The organism is Vibrio sp. Vb1574 (genome assembly GCF_033338675.1).
Genome location: NZ_JAWOTC010000003.1, coordinates 43,957 through 66,653, shown reverse-complemented (window position 1 = coordinate 66,653; position 22,697 = coordinate 43,957). Strand labels below are relative to the sequence as shown.

General features: G+C 43.6%; 21 protein-coding genes. 17 read left to right on the top strand and 4 right to left on the bottom strand.

Annotation, left to right across the window (positions count from 1 at the left end):
- The first annotated feature begins 140 nt into the window (after window positions 1–140).
- The 17 genes from malK (at window position 141) to R7O12_RS03245 (ending at window position 18,236) form a co-directional block, all read left to right on the top strand.
- Window positions 141–1,259, top strand: a complete 1,119-nt coding sequence (malK, locus tag R7O12_RS03325; RefSeq protein WP_005375271.1) for a maltose/maltodextrin ABC transporter ATP-binding protein MalK — start codon at window positions 141–143, stop codon at window positions 1,257–1,259.
- 420 nt (window positions 1,260–1,679) lie between these two features.
- Window positions 1,680–3,080 (top strand): undecaprenyl-phosphate glucose phosphotransferase, encoded by a 1,401-nt coding sequence (locus tag R7O12_RS03320; protein WP_318125615.1) that lies wholly within the window; start codon window positions 1,680–1,682, stop codon window positions 3,078–3,080.
- Between the two features lie 10 nt (window positions 3,081–3,090).
- Entirely contained in the window at window positions 3,091–4,296 is a 1,206-nt protein-coding gene (locus tag R7O12_RS03315) for an outer membrane beta-barrel protein (protein ID WP_031778890.1), read from the top strand.
- A gap of 12 nt (window positions 4,297–4,308) precedes the next feature.
- On the top strand, window positions 4,309–4,842 hold the full coding sequence (locus R7O12_RS03310) for a polysaccharide biosynthesis/export family protein (RefSeq protein WP_005375265.1): 534 nt from the start codon (window positions 4,309–4,311) through the stop codon (window positions 4,840–4,842).
- A gap of 15 nt (window positions 4,843–4,857) precedes the next feature.
- Window positions 4,858–7,038, top strand: coding sequence for a polysaccharide biosynthesis tyrosine autokinase (locus tag R7O12_RS03305; protein WP_318125614.1), 2,181 nt, complete (start codon window positions 4,858–4,860; stop codon window positions 7,036–7,038).
- Window positions 7,016–7,843 carry a putative capsular polysaccharide synthesis family protein gene (locus R7O12_RS03300; RefSeq protein ID WP_213899127.1) on the top strand — a complete coding sequence of 276 codons (828 nt, stop codon included), beginning with the start codon at window positions 7,016–7,018 and terminating at the stop codon, window positions 7,841–7,843. Before R7O12_RS03305 ends, R7O12_RS03300 begins: the two co-directional genes overlap by 23 nt.
- Window positions 7,818–8,864 carry a glycosyltransferase gene (locus R7O12_RS03295; protein WP_170897549.1) on the top strand — a complete coding sequence of 349 codons (1,047 nt, stop codon included), beginning with the start codon at window positions 7,818–7,820 and terminating at the stop codon, window positions 8,862–8,864. Before R7O12_RS03300 ends, R7O12_RS03295 begins: the two co-directional genes overlap by 26 nt.
- Window positions 8,839–10,059 (top strand): O-antigen ligase family protein, encoded by a 1,221-nt coding sequence (locus tag R7O12_RS03290; RefSeq protein WP_411913076.1) that lies wholly within the window; start codon window positions 8,839–8,841, stop codon window positions 10,057–10,059. The genes R7O12_RS03295 and R7O12_RS03290 overlap by 26 nt, the downstream gene beginning before the upstream one ends.
- Window positions 10,060–10,074: 15 nt before the next feature.
- Window positions 10,075–10,908, top strand: coding sequence for a putative capsular polysaccharide synthesis family protein (locus R7O12_RS03285; RefSeq protein ID WP_017821256.1), 834 nt, complete (start codon window positions 10,075–10,077; stop codon window positions 10,906–10,908).
- Entirely contained in the window at window positions 10,905–11,936 is a 1,032-nt protein-coding gene (locus tag R7O12_RS03280; RefSeq protein ID WP_213870336.1) for a glycosyltransferase, read from the top strand. Before R7O12_RS03285 ends, R7O12_RS03280 begins: the two co-directional genes overlap by 4 nt.
- Window positions 11,937–11,944: 8 nt before the next feature.
- Complete coding sequence (locus tag R7O12_RS03275; protein WP_021707644.1) at window positions 11,945–13,252, top strand: oligosaccharide flippase family protein; 1,308 nt, start codon at window positions 11,945–11,947, stop codon at window positions 13,250–13,252.
- 2 nt (window positions 13,253–13,254) lie between these two features.
- Window positions 13,255–13,650 (top strand): VanZ family protein, encoded by a 396-nt coding sequence (locus R7O12_RS03270; RefSeq protein ID WP_053350073.1) that lies wholly within the window; start codon window positions 13,255–13,257, stop codon window positions 13,648–13,650.
- 67 nt (window positions 13,651–13,717) lie between these two features.
- Window positions 13,718–14,038 carry a N(4)-acetylcytidine aminohydrolase gene (gene yqfB, locus R7O12_RS03265; protein ID WP_005385855.1) on the top strand — a complete coding sequence of 107 codons (321 nt, stop codon included), beginning with the start codon at window positions 13,718–13,720 and terminating at the stop codon, window positions 14,036–14,038.
- Between the two features lie 50 nt (window positions 14,039–14,088).
- On the top strand, window positions 14,089–14,688 hold the full coding sequence (locus R7O12_RS03260; protein WP_318103674.1) for a TetR/AcrR family transcriptional regulator: 600 nt from the start codon (window positions 14,089–14,091) through the stop codon (window positions 14,686–14,688).
- A gap of 151 nt (window positions 14,689–14,839) precedes the next feature.
- Window positions 14,840–15,874, top strand: coding sequence for an NADP-dependent oxidoreductase (locus R7O12_RS03255; protein ID WP_213873852.1), 1,035 nt, complete (start codon window positions 14,840–14,842; stop codon window positions 15,872–15,874).
- Window positions 15,875–15,888: 14 nt separating this feature from the next.
- Window positions 15,889–16,506 (top strand): glutathione S-transferase family protein, encoded by a 618-nt coding sequence (locus tag R7O12_RS03250; RefSeq protein WP_005375238.1) that lies wholly within the window; start codon window positions 15,889–15,891, stop codon window positions 16,504–16,506.
- A 290-nt stretch (window positions 16,507–16,796) separates the two neighbouring features.
- Complete coding sequence (locus R7O12_RS03245; protein ID WP_033906756.1) at window positions 16,797–18,236, top strand: catalase; 1,440 nt, start codon at window positions 16,797–16,799, stop codon at window positions 18,234–18,236.
- Window positions 18,237–18,431: 195 nt separating this feature from the next.
- On the opposite strand, the gene R7O12_RS03240 is transcribed toward R7O12_RS03245, so the two are convergent.
- The 4 genes from R7O12_RS03240 to norV form a co-directional block, all read right to left on the bottom strand.
- Window positions 18,432–19,310, bottom strand: coding sequence for an NAD(P)-dependent oxidoreductase (locus tag R7O12_RS03240; RefSeq protein WP_318103676.1), 879 nt, complete (start codon window positions 19,308–19,310; stop codon window positions 18,432–18,434).
- Between the two features lie 184 nt (window positions 19,311–19,494).
- Window positions 19,495–19,833: a DUF1971 domain-containing protein gene (locus tag R7O12_RS03235; RefSeq protein WP_318103678.1), complete on the bottom strand. Its 339-nt coding sequence runs from the start codon at window positions 19,831–19,833 to the stop codon at window positions 19,495–19,497.
- Window positions 19,834–19,875: 42 nt separating this feature from the next.
- Window positions 19,876–21,024 (bottom strand): NADH:flavorubredoxin reductase NorW, encoded by a 1,149-nt coding sequence (norW, locus tag R7O12_RS03230; protein ID WP_213906021.1) that lies wholly within the window; start codon window positions 21,022–21,024, stop codon window positions 19,876–19,878.
- Between the two features lie 8 nt (window positions 21,025–21,032).
- Window positions 21,033–22,535, bottom strand: coding sequence for an anaerobic nitric oxide reductase flavorubredoxin (norV, locus tag R7O12_RS03225; protein WP_213867408.1), 1,503 nt, complete (start codon window positions 22,533–22,535; stop codon window positions 21,033–21,035).
- Window positions 22,536–22,697: the final 162 nt, after the last annotated feature.

Genomic DNA, 22,697 nt, shown 5'->3' with positions numbered 1-22,697 from the left:
ATTCAGGACATTTTATTGAAGTGCTACCCTACTTTTCTTACCAACCGCAAGAACTTACCGATTCCTACTGTTACTGCTCGCTAGATAATTCATATAATGATGAGCGGTGAATAATAAAAAATTGATCGAGGACGAGCTACATGGCGAGTGTCACGTTAAAAAATGTTTGTAAAGCGTATGGCGACGTACTGATTTCTAAGAACGTAGACCTAACAATCAACGAAGGTGAATTTGTTGTTTTCGTAGGTCCATCAGGTTGTGGTAAATCTACCCTTTTACGTTGTATTGCCGGTCTTGAAGACATTACTTCAGGTGATTTGTATATTGGTGACCAGCGCATGAATGACGTCGAACCATCCAAACGTGGTGTTGGTATGGTATTCCAGTCTTACGCTCTTTACCCGCACCTTAACTTATATGACAACATGTCATTTGGCTTGAAACTAGCAAAAGCAGACAAAGCAGAAATCGACAAGCGTGTTGAACAAGCAGCAGAAATCCTACAACTAGGCCACTTGCTTGAGCGCCAACCAAAAGCACTTTCTGGTGGACAGCGTCAACGTGTGGCGATTGGCCGAACATTGGTATCGCAGCCAAATGTATTCCTTCTAGACGAGCCACTATCAAACTTGGATGCGGCACTGCGTGTAAACATGCGTGCACAAATTACTAAGCTACAACGCCAACTTGGTTGTACCATGATCTACGTAACGCACGATCAGGTAGAAGCGATGACAATGGCAGATAAAATCGTTGTACTAGACGGCGGTTATGTATCGCAAGTTGGTAAGCCGCTTGAGCTTTACCATTACCCACAAAACCGCTTTGTAGCTGGCTTTATCGGTTCTCCGAAAATGAACTTCATGAGCGTGTTCATTGATGAAGTAGAAGCAGAGCGCGTCAAAGTTCAACTATCTAACGGCGTATCTTTCTGGATTCCAGTGGATGGTACAACAGTTAACCGCGGCGACCGAATGTCTTTAGGCATTCGCCCTGAGCACCTATTATCCGCTTCTGAAGCTGATGCAAGTATTCACGGTGAAGTGATGATTGTTGAGAAGCTAGGTAACGAAACTCAAGTATACCTAAATCTAGAAGGCGCGGACGCCGACGTTATTTTCCGTCAGCCGGACACGCTTGCAGTCGACACTGGCGATAAAATCGAGATCGGTATTCCAGCTCATCGTTGTCACCTGTTCCACAGTGATGGTCGCGCATGCCGCCGCCTATACAAAGAAAACGGCGTAGAAGTCGAATAGTTCATTCGTCCTTACTCAAAAATCCCTCTCACTTGAGAGGGATTTTTTTATCTTAATAAATATCAGCAATTCGATACTAAATCATTAATCGTGAACGAATCAAATCACCCGTTTCTTCTACCCTCACATAAACCATTGTCTTTGTACTGATACTTCATTTTTAATACTTTTCCTCATCCCTCATAAGTAAGTACCAGCTTTTTCCTAACCCGCCAAACTTAGCCAAAGGGCTAAATATCATTCTTATTTCCACTTACCTCAACAACGCAAATTTTTACACTTATCAACGAAATTACACGTGACAAAAAACTCAGCAGCATTCCACAGAATGCTCTGTGCACTAACTACTAATAACGTTCACGACACGGCAATTGGGGAAGACACCCAAGGGCGGTAGCGTGTCAGAAGGGAAACTGAGTCATGAAACAAAAAGGACTTATCCGCTCTCATGAGATGGAGTTCGCTTTTTTATATCGCATCTCAGATCTTGCTGTCATCGTCTCTTTTATGCTGCTTTTAGTGTTCAAAGACATGAATACTGCGATGGGGAAAGATTACGTCATATTGGCTTTCGTTGGAGGCATCTCTTTTCTATTTATGGCAGAAAGCGGCAATCTGTATCGCTCTTGGCGAACCAGTTCGTTTAAAGAGCAGATGTTTATTGTCTGTGTTTCTTGGGCGGTGACTTCTGCACTTATCTTTATTGTGCTGTATTTTTCTGAAGTCCATACCTTATTTGATAACACAATTTTAGTGCTGTGGTTTGCGATTACGCCCGCTCTGTTCTTAGCATGGCGAGTAACATTCCGTACCGGATTAGCCTATTTGAGAAAGAAAGGATTCAACACTCGCACTGCGATCATCATCGGCCAAACTCCTCACGGCATTACCCTAGCTAACGAAATTCAAAACCACACAGAACACGGCGTGCTTTTTGATGGCTTTTACGACGAACGATCTTCCGACAGATTGCCAAATTCTGATTATCCTATTAAAGGAGCTGTTGACCACGCCCTTGAGCGAGCTAAAAAAGGGGAAGTAGATTACGTCTATATCGCGATGCCAATGCACGCAAAAGAGCGCATTGCGTCACTTCTTAACCAATTCTCAGATACCACCGCAAATACGTATCTGATTCCCGACTTCTTCACTTATAACCTTTTACATTCTCGTTGGGCGCAGATCGGCCAAGTTCAAACACTAAGTGTCTTTGATACACCTTTTGCTGGAATTTCTTCTTGGGTAAAACGGTTTGAAGACATCTTGTTTTCGAGCATTATTTTGGTCTTAATCGCCCCTATTCTATTCGTCATTGCGATTGTCATTAAGGCAACGTCTAAAGGCCCTGTCATCTTTAAACAACATCGGTACGGTCTTGATGGACGCAAGATTGAAGTCTGGAAGTTCCGTTCAATGACAACCATGGATCAAGGTTCCAACGTGAAACAGGCGACAAAGAACGATCCTCGTATTACGCCTTTTGGCGGATTTCTACGTCGCACCTCTTTGGACGAACTACCTCAATTTATCAATGTACTGCAAGGGACCATGTCTATTGTCGGCCCACGCCCTCATGCCGTGGCACACAATGAAGAATACCGTCAGATCGTGGATCGCTACATGCTACGTCACAAAGTAAAACCAGGCATTACTGGCTGGGCGCAGATTAATGGTTATCGCGGCGAAACCGACACCTTAGAAAAAATGGAAAAGAGAGTCGAGTTTGATTTGGATTACATCCACCATTGGTCGGTTTGGATGGACATCAAAATCATCTTTATGACCGTTTTCAAAGGCTTCACTGGTGCTAACGCTTACTAAGGTTGAGATTATGAAGAAACTGACAATGGCAATAGCATTGAGTCTGTTTTCTACTGACTTGCTCGCAGAACCGATGGCTTACCAAACCGAGTCTGGTATAGAGTTGATTCCCCTCGTAAAAACTTTCTACGAGGGAGATGACAACATCAATAAAGCGGAAAAATCCGGCAATGTAGAGTCAGTCAATATTTGGGGTATAGAACCAAGCTTACTAGCACGTATAGAACGGAATCGCTATCGCGCAGATATTTTATATAAGTTAAAAGCTGGCTTTTCATCTGACGATCGCAACGACTTCGACGACCACACTTTTCAGTTTTCCAACTTTTTCGAATTTAATCATCGTCATCGTTTAGTGGTTGATTACCGTTTTCGCGCCCAGCATGAAGTTCGAGGAGAAGATATTACCGAAGGTAATGGTAGCGCAATCGACGCACCAATAGAGTTCAACCGTAACGATGTAAAAACCAATTATGTCTTTGGATCTAACGGTGCCAAAGGCAGACTCGAATTCGGTTTAGGCTATAGTGATAAAACCTATCAAAACTATCGTGACGGCTTGCCTGGTCGCCCAAACGCTAAAACTAAATACAACGATTTTCGAGCTCCCAATGCACATTTGGAGTTCTATTTAAGAGCGACGCCAAGAACCTATTGGTTAGTCGGAACAAACCAAATCGTAACCGAGTATCAGCACCGAAATTCTGCGCAGCCATCGAAAGATAACAACACCAGTTTCTATTACACCGGTGCCGAATGGGAAGTCACAGGAAAAACCAAAGGCATCGCTCGACTCGGTTATCAAATCAAAGATTTTGACAGCGCTAAACGAGAGACATTTAAAGGCTTTAGTTGGGATATCGGCTTTGAATGGTTGCCTCAAGAACAAACTCTAGTCAGCGTGAAAACCACTCAAGCGGCGGTTAACCCCGATCAAGATGGCGATTACAACCTACAAACTCGTTACCGACTGAACCTGAAGCACGATTGGAATAGTTACCTTGCAACTCGCTTAGGTGCTGTTTATCAACAAGATGATTACACGGGAATCTCCAGAAACGACGATCGGTACACTCTATCTTTTGGTATCGATTATCAGATCAAACGTTGGATACAGCTGCAAGCCGATTGGCAATACCAAGATAAAAACTCTAGCCGATCGGATTATAGCTTCGAACAAAATATTTGGACTTTAAGCGCACAGTTTTCTCTGTAAAAAGGATTATTAATGAAGGCATTCATCAAATTCATGAGTGTAGCGTTGTTGCTATTTAGCACTTTGGTCAACGCTGACTCAAACGAGGAAGATTACTTACTCGATACTGGCGATACCATTTCCGTGCAGGTCTATGGTGAAGAAGATCTTACGATTAAAAATATTCTAATAACGTCAGATGGCTACTTTGATTACCCCTACCTTGGCCGAATTAAAGCAATCAAAAAAACACCAAAACAACTCAAGTACGAAATAGAAACGGGCTTAAAAGGCGATTATCTCATCAATCCAAAAGTGATGGTCACCATCAATAACTTTCGTCTGTTTTACGTTAATGGCGAAGTCAGGAAACCTGGTGGATTTGAGTACCGTCCAGGGTTAACCATAGAGAAGGCCATCGCTCTAGCAGGTGGCTTGACCGACAGAGCCTCACGCAAAGGCATTAACCTAACCAAGCATAAAACGGGTCAAACGATGGAAGGAGTCAGTATGCACCGCAACGTTGAACCTGGTGACATTGTATTTATTGACCAGAGCTTCTTTTAAGTGACAGGGAATCAAATGAACGGGACTCATCCAAATAATCTCCAGATGAACAAAGTAGAACTGATTCGTTTTGGCCATCACTTCAAAGCGATTAAAAAGAATTGGCTAAGCATCGCAGCATTCACGCTTCTGTTCTCATTAACTTGTACTTGGTATATCTACTCCAAAGCATCGATATACCAAGCTACAGCTACGCTACTCATCCAAGAGGAGCAAAAAAGCGCCCTTTCAATCGAGGAAGTATATGGCGTCGACACGACAAAAAAAGAGTACTTTCAAACGCAAATCGCCATTTTAAAATCGAATCATATTGCAGATAAGGTCATTAGAGAGTTGAACCTCACCCAATTACCTGAGTTCACAAGCTCAGGGGGGGTAAATAAAAAAATCGACCAAATAAAGTCGATTCCTTTTGTTCAAGACCTACTGAATGTTGCACCAAGCCCAAAAGAAACCGCCCAGTTTTCAGAGTCCTATTATCAGGCACTTCAAGCTTTCAGAAGTAAACTCGATATTGAGCCAGTACGTAACACCCAATTAGTCAGAATTCGCTTTCGTTCTACCGATCCTAAGCTTGCGATGACAATCGCCAACGCGGTCGGCCAAGCCTATATTGACGCAAATTTTGAAGCCAAATTGGTCGTTACACAAAATGCGGCTACTTGGTTGACAAATAACTCTCAAAAATTGGAGGAGCGATTACGTAACTCGGAGCAAGCGCTGCAAGAATTCTTGTTAAAAGAAGGGTTGATCGATATAAACGGTATTGATGAAATTTACGCAAATGAGCTAGAAGAACTCACTCGCAAGCTGAATATCACTGTTAATAAGCGTATTGAAGCGCAGACGTTAATCCAACTGTTACGACGTAAATCTTCGCAAAGTTTAGACAGCTTGTTGTCAATTGATGAATTCGCTAATCAAGCGCAAATCCGCGATCTAAAATTGTCGGAAGCACAGGCAGCCAAAAATCTCTCTGAACTGGCACAGCGCTACGGACCTAAACATGATCGAATGATTCAGGCGAAAGCACAGCTTGCTGAAATTCAATCAAGAACCCAGCAACTCATCCGTGACATTTCCTTCAGTAAGCAACAAGACCTTCTTGCTGCAAAAGCGCAAGAGGACATGCTTCGAGCAGAACTCGATAACAAAAAGTCAGACTTCCAATCGTTAGGGTCACAAAAAGCGCGTTACGAACAGTTAAAACGCGAGGTTGAATCCAATAAGGCACTCTATGAAGCGTTCTTAAATCGTGAGAAAGAGACCAACGCCACCAGCGACTACAAGAATGTCACTGCTCGCTTTACTGATAAAGCCATCATTCCTCTATTCCCGGTGGCACCACAACGAATCAAACTGGTACTGATTGCCACCTTTTTTGGCTTTGCCATTGCTTGCGCTCTAGTCATCATCTTAGAAACGATGCGAGAAGTTATCCGAAGCACAGCTGATGTGCAGGAAAAACTTGGTGTTACGTGTTTAGGTGTGATTCCTATGGTCAAAAAACGCAATTTGCGTAAAAACGGCGTCAGTTATAGCGCGTATTTAGATGATGAAGAAAAACTATTTAGTGAAGCTTGCCGCTCGGTCAGAACCTCGCTTCTGCTCAGATTAACCAACACGAAGCAAAAGATATTGCCCTTTACCTCTGCTATTCCAGAAGAAGGAAAAACATCGACCAGTATCAATATGGCGGTGTCGTTTTCAAAAATGGAAAAGGTGTTGATCATCGACTGCGATTTACGTCGACCTTCCATCGCAAAGCGATTCGGTATTGCTGAATCAAGCCCTGGCTTAACGCATATCCTGACGATGGATACGCCAATCAAAGATTGTGTTACACATATAAAAGAAGCCAACTTAGATGTATTACCGGCCGGCCTAGTTCCGCCAAACCCACAGGAATTACTGGCTTCTGATCGCTTTAAAAAGTTGCTCGAACATTTTCAAAATAAGTATGACCGAATCATTATCGACACACCGCCCCTATTGTCAGTGAGTGACGCACTTATTCTTGGTAAGTATGCCAATGGTCTGATCACCGTCATTCGCTCAGAATCAACAAAATCATCACTGGTTAACCTTGCGTTATCTAAACAAATACAACACTCAGTTCCATCTCTTGGCGTCTTAATCACACAAGCCAAGGCCAAGGAAGGAGAGACGCTTTATGTCCAGAAATACGCCTACTAACGTAAACCTATCTTGGTACCAAACGTTGAAAAGCCAAGAACAGCCGGTATTGATCTATCAAATGGGCAAAGTAGGTTCGAGTGCATTAGAGCATTCCATTCCTAACTCGATTCACTTGCACGACCTTATGACCGTCGATGCGCAAAAACAAATATCCCCCGTTAGAGCGCAATTGCATAAGCCTCAGATCAATGCGTTAAAGCGACGACTAAAGCGTATAACGATGAGCCATATGTTAAAGCGCAAGAAAAAAGTTCGAATTATCTCTCTGGTGCGTGAACCGATCGGACGAAATGTCTCAATGTTCTTTCAAGCACTTCCTTTTTGGATGGCGGACAAATATCTAAAGGATGACAGCGCAATACGTACCGAACGACCGCAATTACTCCAAGAAGCATTTGATAAGCACATGAATCATCAATATGCGCTGCAGTGGTTTGACAACGAGATCAAACAACTAACAGGGATTGATGTGTTTAACGAGTCTTTTAATCACGAAGTAGGCTATCAAACATACCATAACAATAACTTCTCACTGTTGGTCATTCGAAGTGACAAGCTAACGAAGGCTAACTCCGCAGTTGAAGACTTTTTAGGTTACCCCGTGGATGTTGTTTATGAAAATCAATCAGACAACAAATGGTACTCGCCACTAATGAAAGAATTCAAAACGCAATTTCAACCTACACCCGAGTACGTTGAAGAAATGTTCTCATCAAAATTAGCACAACGTTTCTTTTCAAACTCTGAAATCCTATCACTCAAGGAAAAGTATTTAAATGAAAATACTACACATAATCAATGACTTATCTAGCAATGGTGGAGCACAGCGCTTTCTTGTAGATCTAGTAGTCCAGCATATGCCTCAATATAAAATACGAGTTCTCATTCTTAATCCAGACAATGATTTCGAGGAAAAACTGAAAGAAAGTGAAGTGACGTGCTATGTTTGGAAGTCACTGTCTCTAATTGAAAAATGGAAAATACTCCAATGGCCAGATTTGGTACATAGTCATTTATTTCCTTCTATATACCTCGCTCTATTTTCCTTTGGAAAAAGGAAAATACAAACAGAACATAACACAACTAATCGACGCAGGGACTATCCATTATTTAAGTTTATGGAGCACCTTCTTTATATGAGCAATGACAAAACTATTTGCATCACTCACAAGGTTCAAGAAGCATTAGTTAAATTCATACCAGCATACAAAGACCGCTATGAAGTAATATTCAATGGTGTAGATCTTCATCGATTCTCTAGACAACCTAAATTATATAAGGCGCTAGAAAAAAAAGGAGTTATAAACATAGGAATGGTTGGTAGGCTTCATCACTATAAGGACCACGATACATTAATATGTGCAATAGCTAAATTACCAGAAAACTACCACCTCCATCTAGCTGGAGACGGAGAAAAAAAACAAGTTCTTAGAAAAAAAGCAAAAGATTTGAACTGCGATCATCGTATACATTGGTATGGTATCACATCTGACATTCCTCGATTCTTATCTAGTCTCGATCTGTATGTGCAATCTTCAAAAGTAGAAGGTTTTGGTCTTGCGGCTGTAGAGGCTATGGCTGAAGGGTTACCAGTTCTAGGCTCGGACGTCCCCGGACTAAATGAAGTAATCGGAGATAAAACTTATTTATTTAAACAAGGTCAATCCGATGACTTAATAACAAAAATACTTCACATAGTGGGTAGTAAAAGCTCCTATGAAGCTGCTTCCTGTTTTTTTGTCGAACGTTGTAACCAGTTTACTTTGAATAACTTTAGGAACAGCTATTACAAAATTTATGATGAACTTTGTACCGATAAATAACCAAACTCCGATAATAGCTGCGTGCTTACTAACATTGTTCTTTATTCCTATGAAGTTTCGTGCTGGAGGAATAGCGCTAGCCCCTTCTGACATCGCAAGCCTTTTGTCCATTGGTTTTACTGCATTAGTGGTATTGGAAGGAAAAGCTGAAAAACTCATGCATCCCTGTATGGGGTTCCTCCTATTGTTCACTGGGTATGTGTTCATAAATGGTCTGCTAAATCGCGTCCCTTTAATGCCGCTAGTTATAGAAACTGTGCAATGGTTAGCGATTTTGTGCCTACTGAGCCTAATGTACGCCTATGGCGTGTTTGATGACGAACGGGTAATGGTTTATTTCACGTATCTGTTGTTTTTCATCTGTACGCTCGTTGCCTTATGGCACTTTGCTCAGGGCTATCAAAGCGGGTTTAAGTTACTCGGGGTAAGTAAATACGGGTTCGGTGTACTGTGCTCACTACTGTACCTTTATCGAGATAAAATTCGCGCTTTCCACCTTTTGATGCTCGTAGCTTTAGTATTACTGGTGTTATCACAAGAAAGAAAAGCGCTACTTGGTTTTTGTCTGCTTTTCTTCTTTGACCAACTGCTCGTAAAAAACTTAATGAGAAAATCGCTCAGCGAAACGTACACGTGGGCGATTTTATTAGCCTTGAGCTTCATTGTGTTTACTGCCGTCACAACCACACTCTACGTTGGGTTTGAAACTCTAGCAGACACATTGGAAATAACCCAAGAAGACGTCTTATTTGCCAACCAAAGTGAAGCGCGCTGGGTATCGAATCTTCATAGAAAACTTTTACTTGCCAATGGGCTAGATATTTTACTTCAACACCCGGTGTTAGGTGTCGGCGCGAAAATGTTACCCAACTTTATGATCAGTTACTTTAACTATGATGAGCTGGCGATCTACACCCACAACTTTGTGTTAGATACCGCAATTGAATACGGATTGCTTGGTATCGGTCTGCTGTTTGGTGGTTATTTTCTTTTTATTCGCTTTTGCTTCCGTAGTCTTAATGAAAACAGAAAAAGCCTATTACTTGCGATATACGCCCTCATCATGGTGTTTTTCGTTGCGGTAAACACCACCATAATTTTAATACTCTTATTACCCGTCATGATCAGCATGAGCAACGACTCAAGGGCCATTGCTCATACTTTTCCGGTAAACCATCACCACGAATATGAATAATCAAGGATAGGATAGATGAAGTATTCAATCTCTCGACAATTTGAAAAGAACCGAGAACTCCAAGCTGATAATTTTGTTTTAGTTTACCAAATGGGCAAAGTTGGCTCCTCATCAATTGAGCACACGCTAGGGGAGAAAAATATCCCGAGCTATCACATCCACACCTTTGATGATCACGAAGAATTTCACATGTATCACAATAAAAAAGACGTGAGTAAATTCTTCGACTTCCGAAACCGCGCACTCTATCGCTTAGTGCTCAAGCAGCGAAAACGTATCTTACAAAAACGCGAGCAGATTAAAATCGTTACGCTGGTCCGCGATCCAATCGCAACTGTCTTTTCTCGCTTCTTTCAAGATCTCCATTTGCAATTTATCGAAGGCAAAAAGAACGATGCAATTCACCGAGATATGGAAGTCACGTATCAGCACCTCGAGCATTGCTTTGATAACTATATCAATCTCAACTATTTTGCGGACTGGTTCGACAACGAGTTAAAGCGTAATTTCAATATCGATGTGATGCGCCAAGAGCTGGACAACACTCAACCTTTCTTCACATTCCAGAACGCTCAGGCCAACGTCATGCTAATCAAATGCGAACAGCTCAGTTCTCTTGATAAAGAAATCGGTGAGTTTCTTGAGTTGCAAGACTTCGTGCTAAAAAACAGCAACGAAGCGAAAAACAAGTGGTACTCCAATATCCACCAACACTTTAAGAATCACTACGACTTCTCAAAACTGTTCTATATGTACGATCTTCCCTTGTATCGCCACGTTTATTCAGAGCAAGAGCGTGATGCTTTTAAACACAAATGGATGCAAACACCAGGGACAAAATCATCATGAAGAAAGTACTCCATGTTACAGAAGCGTTTGGAGGTGGCGTTCAAACCGCCCTCTATAGTTATGTTCACTCATCCAGAGACGAGCCATATCAACATTTCTTGCTAGCCAGAGCCCGAGAAAACGACTTGACCAATGAGAACAACCACCACATTTTCGTACAGACAAAGTGGGTAGAAGGCGGCTTGCTTCAATTTATTCGCGATGCAAACCACATGATTGCATCACTTGCTCCCGACGTCGTGCATTTGCACTCGAGTAAAGCGGGATTTCTCGGCCGATTTCTAAAGCTTGGCAAGGCACGCTTGGTTTACACACCGCACTGTTATGCCTTCGAACGTGAAGATATCTCAGAGCTTGCACGCCAGATCTATAAAGCACTAGAGAAAGTAAAACTGAGCAAAATTGATGTGGTTGCAGGCTGTAGCCAACGAGAGTGTGACCTAGCCATTAGCATTGGTGCGAAACGTGCCGAACTGCTCAACAACTACGTGTCTTATCAAAGTGAAGATCGTATAGAGCGAAACAAGCAAGAAGCGCTGAAGCTCGTTGTACTTGGTCGTGTCGCGCCCCAAAAAGATCCTCAGTTTCTTATCAGCACATTGCAGTTCCTTAATCGGTATGCACTTAACCGCCCGATAGAGATCACATGGATAGGTGGCGGTGACCACGTACTCGAACAGAAATTACGTACTGAAAATGTGGATGTAACGGGTATGCTGCCTCGCGATGAGGTAGTTGAAAAGCTCAAGGGTTCAGACCTTTATCTACACACTGCAGCATGGGAAGGGATGCCGTTAACCATTCTAGAAGCATCCAAGTTACATCTTCCTATGGTTATTCGGAGCATCGGCGCAACCAAAGATCTCAACTACCCGTTTTTAGCGCTCACACCTGAAGAAATGGCCAAGCAGATCGCGCATAGTGTCAATCATTATGAAGACATCGATTTTCGCCAATATACAGCAGAATTAAACGATGCCTTCAGTGAAGAAAAACAGCGCCTCGCACTCAATAAACTTTACGGTTAAATGCCCCTATGTTTCACACTGTTCAACAAAAATTACTGTTGATGCCCAGCGGTAAAAAAAGCTTGTTATCTACCGGATTAAAAACCGCAATCACGCGTGTGTTGAGTGCGCTATTTGCTTTTTTACTGACTCTGATTGTATCGAAGACCAGTGACGCTTCGACGGCCGGTCAATTCTTCTTTTTATTCAACCTAGTCTCGCTACTCGCTATCGTTTCTCAGCTAGGTTTTGATGTCTCGTTAGTTCGTTACAATGCGATCGCTTTTAATAACAAAGAGAAGCTTGAACAAAGCCAAAACTATAAAACCGCACTTTATCGAAGTATGGCATTTTGCTTGCTCGCCATAGGCGTTTTGTTGGCAGGGTTTAATCTGTTTCCAGAACAGCTAAACCAGACTCAATCACCAATGTATGCGATTACTTTATGCTTGCTTTGCATACCTTTCTTGGTGCTTGCGCAAACCAACAGTCGGGTGCTTCAAGCATGTAGAAAAGTTGTATCATCTCTGTTTGCGTTGCAGCTTGGGGTAAGCATGTTGATGGTCATTTTTGTCTTTGCCCTAGACTATATCGGTCAGCAAAATATCAACAATCTAATGACCGCACTGCTTTTAGCGAGCATAGGTGTCGCGGTCATATCTAGTGCCAATTGGCTTGGCTCAGATCAATATCAAACATCGGCTTTCGTACCAAACAAAAAAATGGTCTCTTCTGCCAAGCAAGTCTGGGTTGGCAGTATCTTCACGAATGTTCTTCAATGGGGAAGCCTTGTTATTACGGGCTTTTTTATCTCAACAGCGGAACTCGGTTTGTTAGCCGCAGCCCAACGTACATCACTACTGATTGGCTTCGTGCTGATTACCATTAACTTTGTGGTCGCCCCGATGTTTGCCTCTCTCTACAAAGAGCGTCAAATGCGCAAACTGCAGAACCTGAGCCGCTTGGCGTGCCGAGCTAATGTTGGTTTAGCGATTGTACCCGTAATTATTTGCACCCTCTTCCCCGAGTTTGTAATGCAGTTTTTTGGTGAGGAGTTTCTCGCCGCGGCGCCACTATTAGTCGTCCTTTCTCTGGGGCAGTTAGTCAATGTTGCGACTGGTTCAGTAGGTTTTTTATTATTAATGAGTGGTCATGAGAGAACCATGAAATACATTACAATTTCCTCCGGTACGGTGTCCATCTGCCTACTTGTTACGCTTTGCCAAATGTTTGGGGTGATTGGTGCAGCGTGGGCAATGGCAATTGGCATGGCTATCCAGAATTTAGCTGCACTGTACTTTGTAAAACGTTACTTAGGCTTCTTTCCAATAGGTTAATTATGGCTTTAATACTGGCACGCACGAGTTTTGTTTTAGTCCTGATGCTAACCGCTTCACTCTCTTTGTGGAAAAGCTCTGACCTACACCATACTGCTTACCTGCAAATGGAAACCTACTTAGGCGGATCAAGTACGCTTCACTTTACTTTCAGTTTATTGATCGGCTTTTTATCGGTCTTCACGTTCCCTTCTCTGGTGAGCTCGAATAAAACCGACGTTTTTGGGATTCGTCTTTTGCTACTGCTGTTGGCTATCGTTTCAATGGAAGAAATAAGCCAACTTTTTATTCCAAATCGATCATTTAGTTTTGATGATCTCAGCACCAACTGGATAGGCGTTATCTCAGGTTACTTTAGTGCCAAGTTAATTCGCTTCATCCGCACTCGATCGTTCTAGTAATACAGGAATCTCTGGGGGATTTGGGTATATAATTACGCCAAACAACCAGACTAACGAGTACATCATGCCATCTCATCCAACCAAGATTACTTTTTTTGAATTCTTAACCCCGTTGATCACGTCAGGCAAAAAGACGATAACGATTCGAGATGAATCAGAAAGCCATTACGTTCCCAATACAGAAGTCGAAGTTTTTACCTTAGAAACGGATCGTAAAGTCTGCGATATCAAGATACGTTCTGTAGAACCACTTCACTTTGAAGATATTAATGAGTTTCATGCAGAACAAGAAGCCATCGAACTACCAAAACTCAAGCAGTTAATTCGAGAAATCTACCCAAATACCGACACGCTCTTTGTTATTGAGTATGAGCTGATTAAATAACCCACAACAAATACTAGACGACTGGTCTAATTCATTCTATAGTACACTCCATGAACGCAAAGACGAATGACACACGCCAACATATTCTCGACGTCGGATACGAGTTGATCGTAAACCGAGGGTTCACGAGTGTTGGTCTTTCAGAGCTGTTAAAAAAGGCCGCAGTGCCAAAAGGCTCGTTTTATCATTACTTCAAGTCCAAAGAACAATTTGGTGAAGCGATGATTCAAGACTACTTTACTAAGTATTTTGAGCGTTTAAACGCACGCTTTACCAATACTGAATTGAGTGGCTACCAACGCCTAATGAGCTATTTTGAAGAAATGGTCAAAGTAGAAGACGACGTGTGTAATGCGAACAAATGTTTATTGGTCAAGTTAAGTGCAGAAGTCTCCGATCTCTCTGAGTCAATGCGCTTGGCATTACGCCAAGGAGCAGACAAAACCATTCAAGCGATAGCGGATTGCATAGACATCGGCGTTCAAGATGGCTCAATCCCCAATGGTGACAGTGCGTTATTAGCAAGGCAGATATACTACCTTTGGAATGGCGCTAGCTTGCTGAACAAACTTTATCAAGATCAGGCAGCATTGACGCAAAGTCTGACCTATACTCAACACTTACTGCAGAATACGCGCACTTGTCCATAACAGGCGGCGTGGAAGCAGAATGAACACCCTACACACGTTTCACTGTCAGAAAAAGCGTCAGTGTTAACACAGTAAACCTTCCCGCTTTAAATAAGCGGGATATTTTGAAACAAATACTAGACGACCGGTCTAATCAACAAGTGAGATAGATATGACTAACGCAACAAATCGCAGAATCGTACTCGCGTCACGTCCCCATGGTGCACCGACACAAGAAAACTTTCGTTTAGAAGAGGTAACGAAACCGACTCCGAGAGAGGGTGAAATGCTATTGAGAACGGTTTATTTATCTCTAGATCCATACATGCGTGGTCGCATGAGTGATGCCGAATCATACGCTGACCCTGTTGCAATTGATGACGTAATGGTCGGTGGTACAGTTTGTCAGGTAGAAACATCAAACCACCCAGATTACGAAGCGGGTGAATGGGTTCTTGCTTACACTGTTGGCTGGCAAGACTACGCTATCTCAACTGGTGAGATGGTCATTAAACTTGGTAAAGAACCGCAAAACCCTTCTTACGCGTTGGGCGTTGCAGGTATGCCAGGATTTACCGCGTACATGGGTTTACTCGACATTGGTCAGCCCAAACCAGGGGAAACCATCGTGGTAGCAGCTGCTACGGGGCCTGTAGGCGCAACAGTTGGTCAAATTGGTAAAATCAAAGGTTGTCGAGTTGTTGGTATAGCAGGCGGAGAAGAAAAATGCCGTTACGCTAAAGAGGTGCTTGGTTTCGATGAGTGTATTGATCACAGAGCTGAAGACTTTGCAGAACAACTGAAAAATGCCTGTGACAAAGGTATCGATGTTTACTTCGAAAACGTAGGTGGCAAAGTATTCGAGGCTGTAATGCCACTTCTGAATACAAATGCGCGTATCCCACTTTGTGGTTTGATTTCTCAGTACAACGCGACAGAGCTGCCTGAAGGTACCGACCATCTTCCATTACTAATGGGTAAGCTCCTGACCAAACGAATCAAGGTGCAAGGCTTCATCATTTTTGATGATTACGGACATCGTTACGGTGAATTTGCGCAAGATATTAATCAATGGTTGGCAGAAGGAAAGATCCAATACCGCGAACATCTAGTACAAGGACTGGATAATGCGCCAGAAGCATTCATCGGTCTGTTGGAAGGTAAGAATTTCGGCAAGCTTGTAGTACAGATTAACGACCCATTATAAAAAGGGATATGTAAATGATTAAACTTCACCACCTCAATCAGTCTCGTTCAAAGCGCATCATTTGGTTACTTGAAGAGCTAGATGTAAATTACGAGATTGTACCCTATGTCCGTGATTCCGTGACCTTCATGGCACCGCCAGAACTAAAAAGTGTTCACCCATTAGGAAAGTCACCTGTTCTTGAAGATAACGGCGAGATTATCATTGAGTCAGGTGCAATGACCGAATATTTGATTGAGAAATACAGTGACGGAGCCTTTGCTCCTGAGCGTGGTACAAAAGCACACACAGAATATTTGCAATGGATGCACTTTGCAGAAAGCTCTGCAATTTTACCTATGCTGCTAAAAATCTTCGTAAGCAAAGAGCCAAATGAAACTCAGTTTTTATCAGGCTATGCCGACAAGGAAGCAATGAATGTACTAGGCTACTTCGAGCAATCCTTAGAAGGCAAAACTTACCTAGTAGAAGAGCGTCTGACTGGCGCTGACATCATGATGTCTTTCATTGTCGAATTGGTTCAAAAGTTTGGTTTAGTTAATCACTTCCCTAATATTGAACGTTATGGGAAACAGCTCGCGACACACCCAGCATTTGCAAAAGCTGAACAACTTGAAGTGAAGTACTCTTAATTACTTCCCCCCTTTCGCCCCTTTGATCACACGTAAAACTTCATTTAAGGGGCGATATTACTAGCATCGCAGACACGCTAACTGGATAGCGCTCCCCCCAGTCAATCGCTTTCGAGAACGCCGATTGTTATGTCAATCAAGCTAATGTAGTAAATTTCTGATTCTAATATAGTTTCGACCATAGTCACCATCTATTGAATTGATAAGCAATATCAGTTTTCTCCCCCAGCTTTTCCGTAATAACCTCCTCTACAGTTTCTAAGGTATTGAACCCTGGAGGGGGAAGAAAAATGACAAACAAGAAATTGACTACAGCAGCAGGCTGCCCTGTCGCACATAACCAAAACGTTATGACTGCAGGTCCTCGTGGCCCTCAACTATTACAAGACGTTTGGTTCCTTGAAAAATTGGCACACTTTGACCGCGAAGTGATCCCTGAGCGTCGTATGCACGCAAAAGGTTCTGGTGCTTACGGTACGTTCACAGTAACGCACGACATCACAAAATACACTCGCGCTAAGATCTTCTCTGACATCGGCAAAAAAACAGAACTATTCGCTCGCTTCACTACTGTAGCTGGTGAGCGCGGTGCAGCAGACGCAGAACGTGACATCCGTGGTTTCGCACTAAAATTCTATACTGAAGAAGGTAACTGGGACTTGGTTGGTAACAACACACCAGTATTCTTCCTACGTGACCCACTAAAATTCCCAGACCTAAACCACGCAGTAAAACGCGACCCTCGCACTAACATGCGTAGCTCTACCAACAACTGGGATTTCTGGACATCACTACCAGAAGCATTCCACCAAGTGACTATCGTAATGAGTGACCGTGGTATCCCAGCTTCTTACCGTCATATGCATGGGTTTGGTAGCCACACATTCAGCTTCATCAACGCAGAAAACGAGCGTTACTGGGTGAAATTCCACTTCAAAACTCAGCAAGGCATCAAGAACCTGACTGACCAAGAAGCAGAAGCGATCGTAGGTAAAGACCGCGAAAGCCATCACCGTGACCTTTACGAAGCGATTGAGCGCCAAGACTTCCCTAAATGGAAGATGTACGTACAGATCATGCCTGAGCTAGAAGCGGATGAAGTCAACTTCAACCCATTCGACCTAACACGTGTATGGTCTCAAAAAGATTACCCACTGATCCCAGTTGGTGAGTTCGAACTGAACCGTAACCCAGAAAACTTCTACGCAGAAGTTGAGCAATCAGCGTTCAACCCAGCTGCAGTCGTACCTGGTATCGGCTTCTCTCCAGATAAAATGCTACAAGGTCGTCTGTTCGCTTACGGCGATGCTCAGCGTTACCGTCTAGGTGTGAACCATCATCAAATCCCAGTGAACGCACCTCGTTGCCCTGTTCACAGCTACCACCGCGATGGCGCAATGCGCGTTGATGGCAACTTTGGTTCAACACTGGGTTACGAGCCAAACTACAAACAAGAATGGGCAGAGCAACCAGATTACTCTGAGCCACCTCTACGCATCAATGGCAACGCTGATCACTACGATCATCGTGTAGACGAAGACTACTTCAGCCAAGCGGGTGACCTATTCCGTCTGATGAGCGAAGAGCAACGTCAAACTCTGCTCGATAACACAGCTCGCGCAATGGACGGTGTACCAGAGTTCATCCAACAGCGCCACGTTCAACACGCATACCAAGCGGACGAAGCGTACGGCAAAGGTCTTGAAATTGCACTAGGCTTAAACAAGTAAGCGAACGCTGTGATCGTCACGCTGTGTGATTAAAAGACATAAAAAAGGAGGTGCTCTACAGCACCTCCTGATTTCAAATCACTAATCCTTAATCAAAAGTCATAAACCATGCTCAAGGAGGTTCATTATGATTAACTTAGATTTCTTTAAGCTCTTTGATACCAAAGAACTGTTTATCTATTACTGATTCATCAACTACTGATTTTTAGCGACCGCTTTGATCAGTACTGATGTATCCATGCGACCTAAACCATCACGTTGAAGGTCTGCGTATTGCTCATCCACTTTCTTAGTCAGTGGAAGTTCTAGACCCACTCGCTCAGCTTCTTGCAGACAGAAACCTAAGTCTTTGCGCATCCAATCAATAGCAAAGCCAAAATCGAACTTGTCTTCAGCCATCGTATTTGCGCGGTTTTCCATCTGCCAAGAACCTGCAGCGCCATGCTTGAGTGTTTCTACAACTTGAGCAATGTCCAAGCCTGATTTTTGTGCTAGCAACAAAGCTTCACTCAGACCTTGTAAAACGCCTCCAATACAGATTTGGTTTACCATCTTACAGCGTTGACCCTGACCGTTTTCACCCAGTAGCGTCATCTGCTTCGCGTACACATCCATCGCCGGAGACACACGGTCAAAAATGCTTTGTTCACCACCACACATGATGGTTAGAACACCATTTTCTGCGCCCGCTTGACCACCAGAAACTGGCGCATCAATAAAGTGATTACCGTACTTAACACACGCTTCAGCCAGCTCAACCGCTAGGTCTGCAGAAGTGGTCGTGTGATCGACTAGCACTGCGTCCGCTTTCAAGCCGACCAGAATGCCCTCTTCACCGTAAACAACGCTACGAACGTCATCATCATTACCCACACAGGTAAAAACGATGTCACAGCCTTCTGCCGCTTCACGTGGTGTTTCACAAGCTATGCCTTGGTATTCTTCAGCCCATTTGTCGGCTTTCGCTTTTGTGCGGTTGTATACTTTGGTTTCAAAGCCCGCTTTACTTAGGTAACCAGCCATTGGGTATCCCATCACACCCAGACCAATAAATGCTACTCGTTGTTTTTCCATTGCACGCTTCCCTTAGTTCACCTGACTGAAATGTTTCGTAACATGCTACTAAAGAATTGAAATCATTACTCGTGATTTCTCTTTCCTCGGTCTCGATGATCCTGCATTGCAGTCCGTTTATTGCGCCTTCTACCCCCCTTTACTTGACGATTAGCGTAACAGTCAAAGCACTTACAAAGGTTCACTACTGCTTAGCGTGGAACATCGCTTGCCCACTCTTGTCCTTGTTCGACCAGAAATTGATGTTGAACTGAGCATCATCGCTCATCTCAATGCGGTGCCAGTACTGCGGTGGACTGGTAGCAAACTGGCCTGCATTAATCACCACCACTACTTCTGCTTCTGTGGCATTTTCATCAGCAAAGCCGTAGTAAGTCACTTGCCCTTCCATGACGCACAGCTGCCCAAACACACCCTCAGCGGTATTGTGATGAGTCAGTAGCGCTGGTGGCACATTGTCTTTAGTGAAGAAAGGCGTTGAACGTTGAGCAGTCCAGTCTTTAGGAATTCGTAGATGCGACATAATAATACCCTCTCTAATTACAATTCTTTTCGTTTAAATCGGTTAAGCCTGACCGGCTTGAGACAACTCTCGAAGCAATGGAAATGCTTGCGTAACTTGTTCTCCCGTCACGACGAAGCCCATGAGTCGGCTATTTTCATCTTCTGCTTTCGCGGCAATGCCAGTTTGAGAAATTTGCACGCTCCAGTTCGTCACCGAACTAAAATCGCCTGCCAATTGAATTGGGTAGCTCGGCGTTTTGACCTTTACCATCATAGGCGGTAGTTTCAACTCTGCTTCTTGCCCCAGTAGTTGTTTGCCCAAAGCATTGGCACTTAGCACGATCGGTTGGAGGTACGGCATCATTCGACCTTGGATCTCAGCACAATCGCCTAATGCGAACACATTGGCTGCTGATGCCTGTAATCGAGCATCCACCTCGATGCCTTTATTGACACTCAACCCACAAGCCTTCGCTAACCAAGTGTTAGCACGTAAACCCGCAGCTGAAATCACTACATCGGCTTCGATTTCCTTACCTTTGCTCAAGCTTGCCACCAGCGAATCATCCGAGTGATTGATCGCGACAACTCCAGTCTCTAAGGCAAGTTGAATACCTTGCTGCTTAAGTTGATTCTCCAGCGGCAATGCAACAAATTCAGGAATCAAGTTAGCGAGCAAACGGGGATTTGGCTCAACCACCGTAACGGCTTTACCACTGGTTGCAAGATCCATGGCGATCTCGACGCCGATCAAACCACCACCCATTACTAGAATTCGTTCCGCGCGGCTAATTTGCTCTTCCGCTAATTGATACTCTTGTAGCGAGTTCAGCGTTATCACCTCAGGTGCTGCACCACCAGATATTGGCGGCACAAAGGCTTTCGCGCCTGTCGCAAACACCAGTTTGGAATAAGGATAGGTTTGGCCGTTGGCGACCACTTGCTGAGCTTGCACGTCGACATGCTCAACCTTGGTATGGGCGAACAGTTCGATGTTGTGTTCCTGTGCAAACGCCTCACCACTTTTAACTACCAAGTCTCGGGCAGTTTGCTTGTTACTGAATACATGACTCAAATCGGGCTTGTTGTATTCCGCGCCATCATCAGCAGTAAACACTTGCAGCGGAATATGTGCGTCCATTCGACGCACTGTTTTCACCAATTGGTAAGCCGCAAAGCCGCTACCAATAATCACAATAGGTGCTTGCATATTCCCTCCTAACCGTTGTATTCAACGAAAACGTCTTTACCCAAGTGACATTCTGGGCACAAGAAGTAATCTGGCACTTCCGACCAAGCTGTACCCGGTTCAACACCTTGGTTAGGCTCACCTTTAGCTGGGTCGTACACCCAATTGCAAACCGTACAAACCATGCATTGACAATCTGCGGGATGTGCCTCGGTACTAGGGTTACTAGGAGCAGCATCTACTACCGCCTGTGTTGTAGCTGGCGCAGCAGGTTGTGATTGAACTTGTGGTGCAGACGCAGCAATTGCCGGAGAAATAACAGGACTTGTCAGGTCATGCTTTGCCCATAATTTCGCGATGTTTTGACCATGTTCGCGACATTCACGCATCGCTTTACCATCTGGTCGCCATTTGGTTTTCAAACTCACTGCGGTTTCAAAGCCTGCGTCAGTCAATCGAGCATGGATACGATCTACCGCACCACCGTTCCAACCGTAGCTACCAAACGCAGCGGCTTTCTTCGCTTTGAAGCGCAGACCGGTAATTTCTTCTAGCATGCCTGCGATCTTCGGCATCATGACGTTATTCATCGTAGAAGAGCCAACCAAGATGCCTTTTGAGCGGAATACATTAGCGAGAATTTCATTCTTATCATGCTTAGAGACATTAAAGACTTTGACCGCCACGCCAGGATCGACATCGTGAATACCCTGCGCGATTGCATCGGCCATCATTCGGGTGTTGTTTGACATAGAATCGTAGAAAATCGTAATGCGATCTTCTTGATAATTGTCTGCCCACGCCAAGTATTGCTCGATGATTTGAACTGGATTATCGCGCCATACAATACCGTGTGACGTTGCGATCATGTCGACAGGCAAATTAAAGCTCAGCACTTCTTTGATTTTTGCGGTTACCAAGCTGCTGAATGGCGTTAGGATGTTTGAGTAGTAACGCAAACACTGTTCCATCAACTCATTTTGATCCACTTCATCATTGAATAAGCGTTCATCGCAGTAGTGCTGACCAAATGCGTCATTGCTGAATAACACTGCATCGCCAGTTAGGTAAGTCATCATGCTGTCTGGCCAATGTAGCATCGGCGCTTCCACGAACACCAATTGCTTACCGTTGCCAATATCAATGCTGTCGCCTGTTTTTACGGTTTTGAAGTTCCACTCAGGATGGTGGTGATGACCCACAATCGAATCAATCGCCGCTTCTGTACAGTAAATTGGCGTGTTCGGAATCTTCTCCATCAATGCCGACAATGCGCCCGAGTGATCTTCTTCAGCATGGTTTACTACGATAAAGTCGATAGACTTAAGGTCGATTTCCATCTCTAAATTTTGGATGAATTGTTGACTGAATCGATGATCGACCGTATCAATCAATACGGTTTTCTCTTCACGAATTAAATAACTGTTGTAGCTGGTACCTTTTGTCATTTTGTATTCTGTACCGTGGAAGTCTTGAACTTCCCAATCGCGTTGACCTACCCAGTGGATGTTGTTTTTTACGTGAATTGTCATAATTACTACCTTGAATGACGGGATAAACAAAAATAATTTCTTCTTGTATTGCACTGGGCGTGCCAACTTTTAATTGCTATATATTTCAATATCTTAATTAAAACCCAACTTTAATGACTGTCATTTAGACACAGTTGAAAATAGTCATTTAGACACTACAAT